Raw genomic sequence first — 12,042 nt, 5'->3', positions numbered from 1 at the left:
TCTCTTCGCTGTGCGTGCTTGCTCATCGGGCCTGCGGTACGGACGGTCAGTCGGTGCCGAGCGTGAGCCGAGCCGAGCAGAGTGGAACCGAACAGAATGGAGCTGAGCCGAGTCGAACCGAGTTGAACCGAGCCGAGTCCATCAAAACAATCGCGCGGTCGGCGTGCGCGTCGCGCGTGCCGTCCCTTGTGCAACCCCGCCACTCGGGGCGGTGGGCGGGCGGCCGTCACCTGTAAGGACGCCCGGGCTCGCTGTCGGGTTCCGGGGCGGTCACAACTGCCCCCGGCCATCCACGACTACGTACCCCGCAAGACCGGGATGACGCTCCCTCCGGCATTTCACCCCGAGGGCTCTCCCTGTCGAGCACGCCCAGTCGATCGCAAAAAGCCGCCCGGGGGTGCATTTTTCGGCCAAGTTGGTTGCCTCACGGACACCATAAATACCGTAAGGACAATGCTGGACATCACCTCAGTTGTGCGTGTAGATGTGGGTGCGTGTACATGTGGTTGCACCGATAGCGGCGCAGAACGACATGGGGGTTTGCGATGCTATTCGACAAAACGCACCAGTCGGGAAGCCGATTGCCATGAGCGCCCCCCACCTTCCGAAAGTGGCTGGAATCGATCCCATGGTTCCCGTTTCAACGCACACTGCCGCGCCCCTGGAAGACGTGCCCGCCGCGCCAGGAGCCTTCATCCAGGACCGGCTGGCCGGCTGGGTCTCCGACCTCACCACGCTGCACGAACTCACCGAACGCCTGGCCGGGACCAGCACCCTGGACAGCGCTCTTCGTGAGCTCCTGACCGCCGGGGCGGCGCTCGTCGGCGCAGGCCGGGGGCTCCTCGTCCTCGAACCCGCCGACGGCCGCGGGCCGTCCCGCACGATCGGGCTCGGCCTCGCCCACGCCGACCTGGGACACATCGAGACGGTGCCCCGCAGCGCCACCGCGTACGGACGCTTCCTCGACGGTCTCCCGGACACCGACGCCCCCCTGGCCAGTCCCGACATCCTCGGCGACACCGGACTCGACCCCCGCTGCCGCGAGGTCGCCGCACGGCTCGGCTACGCCGCCAGCTACGCACAGCCCCTCTCCACCGAGACCGCCGGCCGGCTCGGTGCGGCCGTCTGGCTGTACGACGAACCGGCGGAACCCCTGGAACGCCAGTGCCATCTCGTCGGGGTCTACGCCCGCTACGCCGCGGAGCACCTCGCCCGCCTCCTCGAACTCGAACGCGCCAGGGCGGATGCCGCAGTCGTCGCGGAGGAGCTCCTCCCCAGCAGGCTGCCCCGGGTCCCGGGGGTACGACTGGCCGCCCGCCGCCGGGCCGGGCCCGCGGGCGGCGGCGACTGGTACGACGCGCTGCCCCTCCCGGACAACGCCCTCGGCCTGGCCGTCGGCTCGGTCGGCGGCTCCGGGCCTGCCTCCCTGGCCGCCACGGGCCGGCTCCGCGCCGGCCTGCGGGCCTACGCCGTGATGGAGGGCGAGGACCCCGTCGCCGTGCTCTCCGACCTCGAACTGCTGCTGCGGCTGACCGAACCGGCCTCCGCGGCGACCGCCCTGTACGCCTACTGCGAACCCGACCGGCGCACGATCGTGTTCGCCGGCGCCGGGCACACCCCGCCGCTGGTGACCGGCGAGCGGCGCACCGAATTCGTCGAGACGACCCTCTCCGCACCGCTCGGCATGCTGTCCTGCTGGGAGGCGCCGAGCGTGGAGTTCACGCCCCGGGCCGGCGAAACGGTGCTGTTCTACACCGACGCGCTGCTGCGCCGCACCGGCGACACCCGGGACCGGGCGTTCGCACGGCTGCACGCGGCCGCGGCCGGCGTGCCGAAGGTCCTGCGCCAGGATCCCGGAGCGGTCGCGGACCACGTCCTGCGGACCGTTCTGCCCGACGGCACGGACCGGAGCGGTGGCGCCGAGGACGTCACCCTGCTGGCCGCGCGCTTCGACTGAGACCACGGCCGCGGCACCGCCGAGGACCGCCGGGGGCGGCTCCGGATGTGTAAGAGGTCTTCCGGCACTGGGCCCCCTTCCGAACGCCCGTACGATGGAGAGGGCCCAGTGTCGTACAAGGAGGACAAAACGTGTCTGAGGAGCTCGCCCCGGAGACCCCGGAAACAGCAGAAGCAGAGCCGATCAAGCAGCGGAAGAACGGCCTGTACCCGGGCATTTCCGATGAGCTCGCCGAGAACATGAAGTCCGGCTGGGCCGACACGGAGCTGCACGGCCTGGAGCCGATCGCCCAGGCCCCGTACACCGCCGCCCGCCGCGCCGCGCTCTCCGCGCGCTTCCCCGGCGAGCGGCTCGTCATTCCCGCGGGCAACCTGAAGACCCGCTCCAACGACACCGAGTACGCCTTCCGCGCCTCCACCGAGTACGCGTACCTCACCGGTGACCTGACCCAGGACGGCGTCCTGGTCCTCGAACCGTCCGAGGGCGGGCACGAGGCGACGGTCTACCTGCTGCCCCGCTCCGACCGTGAGAACGGCGAGTTCTGGCTCGACGGCCAGGGTGAGCTCTGGGTCGGCCGACGCAACTCCCTCACCGAGGCCGAGCAGCTGCTCGGCATCCCGGCGAAGGACGTCCGCGAGCTCCCGGCCGCGCTGGCCGAGGCCACCGGCCCGGTGCGCAACGTCCGCGGGCACGACGCGGGCATCGAGGCCGCCCTCACCGACAAGGTCACCGCGGAGCGCGACGAGGAGCTGCGCGTCTTCCTCTCCGAGGCCCGCCTGGTCAAGGACGCCTTCGAGATCGCCGAGCTGCAGAAGGCCTGTGACGCCACGGCGCGCGGCTTCGAGGACGTCGTCAAGGTCCTCGACAAGGCCGAGGCGACGAGCGAGCGCTACATCGAGGGCACCTTCTTCCTGCGCGCCCGCGTCGACGGCAACGACATCGGTTACGGCTCGATCTGCGCGGCCGGCCCCCACGCCACCACGCTGCACTGGGTCCGCAACGACGGTGCGGTCCGCTCCGGCGAGCTCCTGCTGCTCGACGCGGGCGTGGAGACCGACGAGCTCTACACCGCCGACGTGACCCGCACCCTGCCCATCAACGGCACGTTCTCTCCGCTTCAGCGGAAGATCTACGACGCGGTGTACGAGGCCCAGGAGGCGGGCATCGCGGCCGTGAAGCCCGGCGCTTCCTTCCGCGACTTCCACGACGCCGCTCAGCGGGTCCTCGCACAGAAGCTGGTCGAGTGGGGCCTGCTGGGCGACCTGTCCGTGGAGAAGGTCCTGGAGCTGGGCCTCCAGCGCCGCTGGACGCTGCACGGCACGGGACACATGCTCGGTATGGACGTCCACGACTGCGCCGTCGCGCGCACGGAGGCGTACGTCGACGGGACCCTGGAGCCCGGGGTCTGCCTCACGGTCGAGCCCGGACTGTACTTCCAGGCCGACGACCTGACCGTGCCCGAGGAGTACCGGGGGATCGGCGTCCGGATCGAGGACGACATCCTCGTGACCGAGGACGGCAACCGGAACCTGTCCGCCGCGCTGCCGCGCCGGTCCGACGAGGTCGAGGCGTGGATGGCCCGGCTCAAGGGCTGACCCGGCCGGCGCGGAGGTCCGCGTCCCGTGCGACGGAGGGCGCGCTGCTCAGGACACCATGAGCAGCGCGCCCTCCCGCCATTTCAGGACCTTGTCGAAGCTCACCACCGCGCCGTGACCCGGCCGGTTGCCGAAGTGGACGTGATCGGCGAGCTCCTCGATCAGGCAGAGCCCGCGCCCGCTCTCGGCCGTGACCGGAGGGTGCACCGCGGTGCGCGTGTGCGAGGGGTCGCCCGCCGGCCGGGAGGCGGCCGGCTCTGCGGCGGTGCGAAGCGTGCGCCGTGGGGGGAAACCGGGCCCCGAGTCGGCGACTTCGATACGGCATTTCTCGCCGTCCAGATACGCGGTGACCCGGTACTGCCCGCAGGCGCGTCCGGGCTGTCCGCCACCGGGGGAGGCCGGGTCGGCGTCCGTGGCCTCACCCGCGTCCCGTAGACCGCCGCCGTGCTCCACGGCGTTCGCACAGGCTTCGCTGAGCGCGACGGAGAGGTCGTAGGAGATGTCGGGGTCCACCCCCGCGGTCTCCATGGTGCCGAGCAGGAAACGACGGGCGAGCGGAACGCTCGCAGCGTCGCGCCGCAAATGGAGTGACCACCACATGCTCATGCTCCAGCCTCCTGGCTGCGGCTCGACATACCGATACGTATTGCCGCGATCGGTGCTTCGTAAGCACCGATCGGCCACCACGGCGCTCATTCGGCGGATGCGGAAATTCCGTCCACCGGTGTATGCCCGGCCCGGACCACCGCCTCGGAGCGGCCCCGAACCACCCATGAACAGGTGCAACACCCCCTGATCACTGCCTGATGGGGACGGATGCCGACCTTCCGGACCTGCCGTACGGAGACGGGGGGCTCAGTGGGATGATGACCCGGCCATGTCTATGCCTGTCGCACGCGCCGGAGCCGGTATGCGGCTTTTGAGGACCGCGGTGTTCACCGCGGTCTGTGTCGTGCTCGCAGCCGCCGGACACGGCTTCGCCGCAGGCGTGGGCGTGCCCGGCTGGAGTCTGCTGGCGGGCTTCGCCGGAGTCTTCGCCGTCGCGACGGCGCTCGCCGGACGTGAGCGGACCCTCCTCTCGATCACCGCCGCCCTCGCGGCCGGGCAGATCGCCCTGCACATCGTCTTCGGGCTCGGGCGGCACGCACCGGCCACCGCGGCGGGGTCCGGGGACGACTCGCTGATCCGCTTCGCCGCGGGGCTGGTGTGCGGCGCCGGACCGGCACAGCTGAGCGCCGGCGAGGCACACCGCATCGTGACCACCGCGGGGCTGGACCCCGCGACCGTGGCCCAGGGGCACACACACCTGGCGTCCGGAGCGGCAGCCGCCCCGGATGCCGCTCCGACGCTCCTGGACACCCTGATGTCCGGCCTGCCGAGCCTCCCCATGCTCCTGGGACACCTGCTCGCCGCCCTCGCCACCGGCTGGCTGCTCCGCCGCGGCGAGATCGCTCTCTTCCGGCTGGCCAGGCTGTCGGCGCACGGCGGCCGGCAGCTCGCGGCCGCGGCCAGGCTGCGCGCGCTGCGGGCGGCGATGGCACTCGTACGCGCCCTGCGTGCGGGACTCCCGGGCCGGCCCACGACCGGGCCGCGCCCTCTCCGCAGCGCCGTCGACGCTCCCGCGCCGGCCACCGGGGACCCTTTGCAGCACATGGTGATCAGGCGCGGGCCGCCGCCCGTATACGTACGCGCAGCCTGACGCGACCCCTCGGCCGGGACTCCCGTGAAGAGGTGGTCGTGATGCCGTCGCGCCTCCGCGCGCCGGACCACCTTTTCCTCATGACCTGTGGAGTGATCCCTGCCATGAACGTTTCCCGCATCGCCCTCGCCGGCGGCGTCGCCGCGTCCACCGTCCTGCTGCTCGCGGGCACCGCCTCCGCCCACGTCAGCGTGCAGCCGCAGGGCGAGGCCGCCAAGGGCGGTTACGCCACCGTCAACTTCAAGGTCCCCAACGAGCGCGACAACGCCTCCACCGTCAAGCTCGAGGTCAACTTCCCGACGGACCACCCGCTGGCGTCCGTCAGCGCGCAGCCGGTGCCCGGCTGGAAGATCGAGGTCACCAAGAGCAAGCTGGCCGAGCCGCTCGAGGTGCACGGCAAGAAGATCAACGAAGCGGTCTCCAAGGTCACCTGGACCGCGGACGGCAGCGGTATCGAGGCCGGCTACTTCCAGCAGTTCCCGCTCTCGATCGGGCAGCTGCCCGAGGACGCCGACCAGCTCGTCTTCAAGGCGCTCCAGACGTACAGCAACAAGGAAGTCGTCCGCTGGATCGAGGAGCCCGCCGAGGGCGGCGAAGAGCCCGAGAGCCCTGCTCCCGTCCTCGCGCTGACCGCCCCGGCCGCCGACGCCCACGGCGCCACCGCCGCCGATGACAAGAGCGGCGAGGCGGAGGAGGCGAAGGAGACGACCGCGTCGTCGGACGACGCGTCCTCGTCGGGCACCGACAGCACCGCCCGCGTCCTGGGCATCGTCGGCATCGTCGTCGGCGTCGCGGGGGTCGCGTTCGGCGTCCTCGCCGGCCGCCGCCGCAGCGCCTGATCCCCGCCTGCTCCACCACCCGTATTCACAGATCAGGAATCAGCTCTCCATGCACAGCAAGAAGACGGTGCTGGCCGCGGCGTTCGCCGCCGCGGCCGCACTGACCCTGTCGGCCTGCGGCAGCGGAGGGGACTCGGCGGACAATGCCGTCGCCGACGTCTCCTCCTCGGCCGGGTCCAAGCCCGCGACCGTGCTCGACCAGCCGTTCACCAAGCCCGACCTCGTCCTCACCGACACCCATGGCAAGAAGTACGACCTGCGAGAGAAGACCAAGGGCAAGCCGACTCTCATCTACTTCGGCTACACCAACTGCCCCGACGTGTGCCCGCTGACCATGAGCAACATCGCCGTCGCGAAGCGGGCCCTGCCCAAGGCCGAACAGGACAAGCTCCAGGTCGTCTTCGTCACGACGGACCCCGAGCGTGACACCCCGGCGTCCCTGGGCAGCTGGCTCAAGGCGCAGGACCCCGACTTCACCGGTCTCACCGGCGACTTCCCGACCATCCAGGCGGGAGCGCGGCAGATCGGCATCGGCATCGACCCGCCGAAGAAGGAGAAGGACGGCACGGTCGTCTCGATGCACGGAGCCCAGGTCATCGCGTTCTCCCCGAAGACCGACAAGGGGTACGTGCTCTACAGCGAGGACACCACGGCCGAGGACTACACCGAGGACCTCCCGGAGCTCGTCAAGGGGGAGACTCCGTGAACCGCCGCACGGCCGTCGCCGGCGCACTGGCCCTCACCACCGGGCTCGCGCTGACGGCGTGTTCCTCCGACAGCGTGCCGCGGCTGGAGGTGACCGGGGCCTTCATGCCACAGCCCGTCAGCGACATGGCGGCCGGTTTCCTCCTCGTGAAGAACAGCGGCGACGCCACCGACCGGCTCACCTCGGTGACGAGTTCCCTCTCGGACCACGTCTCCATCCACGAGACGAAGAACCGGACGATGCGGATGGTCACGTCGTTCGAGGTGCCCGCCGGCGGCGAGCTCGATCTCGAACGCGGCGGGAACCACATCATGTTCACGGAGCTGAAGCAGCAGCCCAAGCGGGGAGAGACGGTCTCCGTGGAACTTCACTTCGAGAAGGCCGACCCCATCAAGGTCGACATTCCCGTGCGGGAGACCACCTACAACCCGAAGAAGCAGTGAGGTACTGACACCCCATGACGGCTACCGCCCCGCGCCTCGGGCCCTCCCCGATACGACGGCCGCTCGCCGCGGCCGCGCTCCTCGCCATGCTGATCAGCCTGCTGCTCGGCCTGGTGCTGGCCGGCGCGAGCCCCGCGTCCGCGCACGCCGCTCTCACGGGGAGCGACCCGCAGGACGGGGCGGTGGTCGCCACCGCGCCCCAGGACGTCACACTCACGTTCTCCGAGCAGATCGCCATGGACGACGACTCGATCCGGGTCCTCGACCCGAGCGGTGAGCGCGTCGACGAGGGCGCGCCCCGTGACCTGACGAACGGCGGCGCCGTGCGGTACGCCGTCCAGCTCCACAGCGGGCTGCCCGACGGCACGTACACCGTGGCCTGGCAGGCCGTCTCCGCGGACAGCCATCCGGTCTCCGGAGCCTTCACCTTCTCCGTCGGCGCCCCCTCGGAGACCACCGTGGCGCTGCCCTCGGGCGGAGCCGGCGGCGGGCTCGTGGGTGCGCTCTACGGCATCGCACGCTACGCCGCGTACGCCGGATTCATCCTGCTCGCGGGCGGATCGGCCTTCGTGCTCGCCTGCTGGCAGCGCGGGGCGGGCGCGCGTCCGCTGCAGCGGCTCGTCGTACGCGGCTGGGTCACGCTCACCGCGGCCACCCTGGCCATGCTGCTCCTGCGCAATCCGTACACCGGCTCCGGCAAGCTCGCGGACGCCTTCGACCTCGACGGCCTCCAGTCCGTCCTCGACACCAAGCCGGGGGCCGCGCTGGTCTCCCGGCTGCTGCTCCTGGGCGCCTCCGCCCTCTTCATCGCCGTCCTCTTCGGGGCGTACGCCAAGCGCGAGGACGAGAAGGAGAAGCAGGACCTCACCTTCGGACTCGCGACGGGCGGCGCGGTCATCGCCATCGGGATCGCCGGCACGTGGGCCCTGGCCGAGCACGCCTCGACGGGGATCCAGCCGGGCATCGCCATGCCCGTCGACGTGCTGCACCTCCTCGCCGTCGCCGCCTGGCTGGGCGGCCTCACCGCGCTGCTGGTCGCCCTGTACCGGACGCCGGACATCACGAGCAGTGCCGTACGCCGGTTCTCGCGCGTGGCGTTCGGCAGCGTGATCGTGCTCGCCGCGACGGGGCTCTACCAGTCCTGGCGTCAGGTCGGATCGTGGTCCGCGCTGACCGGCACCCGCTACGGGCAGCTGCTGCTCGTGAAGGTGGCGCTCGTCGCCGTGCTCCTCGGGGTCGCATGGATATCGCGGCGTTGGACGGGGCGGCTGACCGAGCGCACCGGCTCCGTGTCCGCCACCGACGGCACCGCTGCGGCCGCTCCGCCCGAATCCTCGGAACCGGTCGCCGCGGCCGACGAGGAGGCCGATCCGGAGCGTGCCGCCCAGCTCTCCCGGCAGCGGGCCGCTATGACGGCGACGAAGGAGAAGCGCGCCCGCGACGCCGATCCGGACCGTTCCGGACTGCGGCGTTCCGTGATGGTGGAGACGGGCATCGCCGTGGTGCTGCTCGTGGTCACGACGATCCTCACGTCCACCGAACCCGGCCGCACCGAGGAGGAGGCCGCGCGAGGCAACACCACGACGGCTCCGGCGCCGGTCACCGGTGGGCAGCTGAACCTGAGCCTGCCCTTCGACACCGGCGGCCGGAACGGCAAGGGGACGGTCCGTCTGGACATCTCGCCCGGCGGGACCGGCGCGAACAGCGTGCACCTCTGGGTCGACGCGCCCGACGGACGCCCGCTGGACGTCCCCGAGGTGAAGCTCGCCTTCACCCTGGAGTCCAAGGACATCGGCCCGCTGCCGGTCGTCCCCGACCACCTCACCGAGGGGCACTGGACCGCGAGCGGGGTGCAGATCCCGATGGCGGGCGACTGGAAGGTCGCCGTGACGGTGCGCACCTCGGACATCGACCAGACCACCATCGACAAGAACGTGAAGATCGGCTGAGCAGGGTGAGCAAGAAGAAGGACGACCCCACGGAGAACGGCACACCCGCCGCCCGCCGCGACGGACCCGGTTCCGGCGGCGCGAGCGTCGTATCCCGGCGCCGGCTGATCGGCGGCGCGGGCGCGGCCGGCGCGGCGGGCCTCGTCCTGGGCGCGGCGGGCGGTGCGGGCGGCTATGCGGCGACGCGAGGGGAGGCGCCGACACCGCTGACCACGGTGGGCTCGACCCAGGCGATGTTTCACGGGAAACATCAAGCGGGGATCACCACTCCGCTTCAGGCCCGCGGGCACCTGGTCGCCTTCGATCTGACCCCCGGCGTGGGACGCAAGGAGGCAGCCGCCCTGATGCGCCGCTGGTCGGCCGTGGCGGAACGCCTGATGGCCGGAGAGCCGGCGGGCAACGGCCGGGCCCACGACACCGGGGTGTCCCTGGACGCCGGCCCGTCCTCCCTGACCGTCACCTTCGGCTTCGGGCGGACCTTCTTCACCCGCACCGGCCTGACGGACCGCCGGCCCGCCGCCCTGGATCCACTGCCGGCCTTCTCCTCCGACCACCTCGACGCCAAGCGGTCGGAGGGCGACCTCTGGGTGCAGATCGGCGCCGACGACGGGCTCGTCGCCTTCCACGCGCTGCGCGCCCTTCAGAAGGAGGCCGGCTCGACGGCCCGGGTGCGCTGGCAGATGAACGGCTTCAACCGCACCCCGGGCGCGACGGACCGTCCGATGACCACACGCAATCTGATGGGCCAGGTCGACGGCACCAACAACCCGAAACCAAGCGAGAGCGACTTCGAGAAGCGGATCTTCGTGCCGTCCGGTGACTCATCGGCGTACGCCTGGATGGCAGGCGGTTCGTACGCCGTCGTCCGGCGGATCAGGATGCTCCTGGACGACTGGGAGGAACTCACGGTCGAGCGGCAGGAACAGGTCATCGGGCGGCGCAAGGCGGACGGCGCCCCGCTCAGCGGCGGCTCGGAGGACACCGAGATGGACCTGGACAAGGCGGGGCCGGACGGCAAGCTGCTGATCCCCGACAACGCACACGCCCGGATCTCCTCCCCCGAGAAGAACGGGGGCGCCGCGATGCTGCGCCGCCCGTTCTCGTACCACGACGGCATGTCCGACGACGGCACCCCCGACGCCGGTCTGCTCTTCGTCTGCTGGCAGGCCGATCCGTTCAAGGGGTTCATTCCGGTCCAGCGCAAGCTCGACCGGGGAGACGCGCTCTCACCGTTCATCCGGCACGAGGCGAGCGGCCTCTTCGCCGTCCCCGGGGGCGCCGCGTCCGGGGAGTACGTGGGGCAGCGGCTGCTGGAGGCGTGAGGCCGCGCGCGGCCTCACGCCCGTCCGCCGGGGCCGGGGCCTCGGCCCGTGCACCCTCCGGCGCGAGGCGCACGGCGCCGTCCGGCGGCCCATTAGGGTGACCGTATGTCAGCCACGCGCTACGCCTACCTCGGCCCCGAAGGCACCTTCACCGAGGTGGCCCTCCGTACGCTCCCCGAAGCCGCCACCCGCGAACTCGTCCCGATGGTCTCGGTGCCGGCGGCACTGGACGCTGTGCGGAACGGGGAGGCGGCGGCGGCACTCGTCCCCATCGAGAACTCCGTGGAGGGCGGGATCAGCGCGACCCTCGACGAGCTGACCACGGGCGATCCGCTGATGATCTACCGCGAAGTGCTGCTCTCCATCACGTTCGCGCTGCTGGTGCGCCCCGGCACGAAGCTGTCGGACGTCAAGACCGTCAGCGCCCACCCGGCCGCGCAGCCCCAGGTGCGCAACTGGATGGCGGCCCATCTGCCCGACGCGGTGTGGGAGTCGTCGGCCTCGAACGCGGACGCTGCCCGGCTGGTCCAGGAGGGGCGCTACGACGCCGCCTTCGCCGGTGAGTTCGCCGCGGCCACCTACGGCCTGGAACCGCTGGTGACCGAGATCCACGACGCGGAGAACGCCCAGACCCGCTTCGTCCTGGTGGGGCGGCCCGCCAGGCCCTCCGCGCCCACGGGGGCCGACAAGACCTCCGTGGTCATCTGGCTCGGCGACGACCGTCCGGGCGCCCTCCTGGAACTGCTCCAGGAGTTCACCGTCCGAGGCGTCAACCTGATGCTGATCCAGTCCCGGCCCACCGGGGAAGGCATCGGGAACTACTGCTTCGCCGTCGACGCCGAGGGACACATCGCGGACCGGCGCGTCGGCGAGGCGCTGATGGGGCTGAAGCGGATCTGCCCGAAGGTCCGGTTCCTGGGTTCGTATCCGCGCGCGGGGGTGACGCCCGAAGAGGTGAGTCCCTTGCAGATCGGGACGTCGGACACCGACTTCACCGAGGCCTCCGACTGGCTGGCCCGCAGCCAGGACGGCCGCGTCTGAAGCCTGTGGGAAGGGGCCGGCCCGAACACTGCCGGTCCTACCTGCAGATTTTCATTCCACGCACAAAGTTATCCACAGGCCATCCCTCCGGCCTGGGGACAAGTCGACACCGCAACACGACATGGTCGACAAATCGCCCCAGCACCCCTGGATCCCCCACGGGGTCACAGCTCCCCCCGTGTCCCTCCAATTCCGTTGATCAACTCATTGGAACGAGGAATACCCACCCGAATGAGTGCGCCGGTGAGGTTTGAGTTGCGGATCCCTGCCCCATCATGCCGCTTTCGGAACCATCGCTTCCGGCATCCACAGATCTTCTTCACAGCCTGTGGATAACTAATTGGATCGATGGGGCCCTGTGGACAACACGCCCGCCCGGAGCCCCCAACTCCCCTCCTGCGTACCGGTGATGCGTCAATCGACGGGACGCCCGGTTCCCTTTTCGTGGCAATAAGACCCTTTTATTGACGATCTTCACCCCACGGTCGACC

The 12,042-nt window shown here is 71.0% G+C and carries 10 protein-coding genes; 9 read left to right on the top strand and 1 reads right to left on the bottom strand.

Features of this window, described 5'->3' with window-relative positions; all coding sequences use genetic code 11:
* Positions 1-532: 532 nt before the first annotated feature.
* Positions 533-1,957 (top strand): PP2C family protein-serine/threonine phosphatase, encoded by a 1,425-nt coding sequence (locus ACIP63_RS33520; RefSeq protein WP_401523426.1) that lies wholly within the window; start codon positions 533-535, stop codon positions 1,955-1,957.
* Positions 1,958-2,088: 131 nt separating this feature from the next.
* A complete protein-coding gene (locus ACIP63_RS33515) occupies positions 2,089-3,552 on the top strand; it encodes an aminopeptidase P family protein (RefSeq protein WP_401523422.1) in 1,464 nt (487 codons plus the stop codon).
* 48 nt (positions 3,553-3,600) lie between these two features.
* Here ACIP63_RS33515 and ACIP63_RS33510 read toward each other — a convergent pair whose 3' ends face one another.
* Positions 3,601-4,158, bottom strand: coding sequence for an ATP-binding protein (locus ACIP63_RS33510; RefSeq protein WP_401523420.1), 558 nt, complete (start codon positions 4,156-4,158; stop codon positions 3,601-3,603).
* Positions 4,159-4,429: 271 nt separating this feature from the next.
* Here ACIP63_RS33510 and ACIP63_RS33505 point away from each other — a divergent pair, with 271 nt between their 5' ends.
* The 7 genes from ACIP63_RS33505 (at position 4,430) to pheA (ending at position 11,551) form a co-directional block, all read left to right on the top strand.
* Positions 4,430-5,251 carry a hypothetical protein gene (locus ACIP63_RS33505; RefSeq protein WP_401523417.1) on the top strand — a complete coding sequence of 274 codons (822 nt, stop codon included), beginning with the start codon at positions 4,430-4,432 and terminating at the stop codon, positions 5,249-5,251.
* Between the two features lie 104 nt (positions 5,252-5,355).
* Positions 5,356-6,090: a YcnI family protein gene (locus ACIP63_RS33500; protein WP_401523414.1), complete on the top strand. Its 735-nt coding sequence runs from the start codon at positions 5,356-5,358 to the stop codon at positions 6,088-6,090.
* Positions 6,091-6,139: 49 nt separating this feature from the next.
* On the top strand, positions 6,140-6,796 hold the full coding sequence (locus tag ACIP63_RS33495) for an SCO family protein (RefSeq protein WP_401523411.1): 657 nt from the start codon (positions 6,140-6,142) through the stop codon (positions 6,794-6,796).
* Entirely contained in the window at positions 6,793-7,239 is a 447-nt protein-coding gene (locus ACIP63_RS33490; RefSeq protein ID WP_362930758.1) for a copper chaperone PCu(A)C, read from the top strand. Before ACIP63_RS33495 ends, ACIP63_RS33490 begins: the two co-directional genes overlap by 4 nt.
* Positions 7,240-7,253: 14 nt before the next feature.
* A complete protein-coding gene (locus ACIP63_RS33485; RefSeq protein WP_401523408.1) occupies positions 7,254-9,188 on the top strand; it encodes a copper resistance CopC/CopD family protein in 1,935 nt (644 codons plus the stop codon).
* Positions 9,189-9,193: 5 nt separating this feature from the next.
* The gene (gene efeB, locus ACIP63_RS33480; RefSeq protein WP_401523406.1) at positions 9,194-10,510 is read left to right on the top strand and encodes an iron uptake transporter deferrochelatase/peroxidase subunit; all 1,317 of its coding nucleotides are present in this window, start codon (positions 9,194-9,196) and stop codon (positions 10,508-10,510) included.
* Between the two features lie 105 nt (positions 10,511-10,615).
* Positions 10,616-11,551, top strand: a complete 936-nt coding sequence (gene pheA / locus ACIP63_RS33475) for a prephenate dehydratase (RefSeq protein ID WP_401523403.1) — start codon at positions 10,616-10,618, stop codon at positions 11,549-11,551.
* Positions 11,552-12,042: the final 491 nt, after the last annotated feature.

The organism is Streptomyces sp. NPDC088746, assembly GCF_044751065.1.
Lineage (GTDB): Bacteria > Actinomycetota > Actinomycetes > Streptomycetales > Streptomycetaceae > Streptomyces.
The sequence above is the reverse complement of the archived record's forward strand: the minus strand, read 5'-3'. Positions and strand labels throughout refer to the sequence as shown.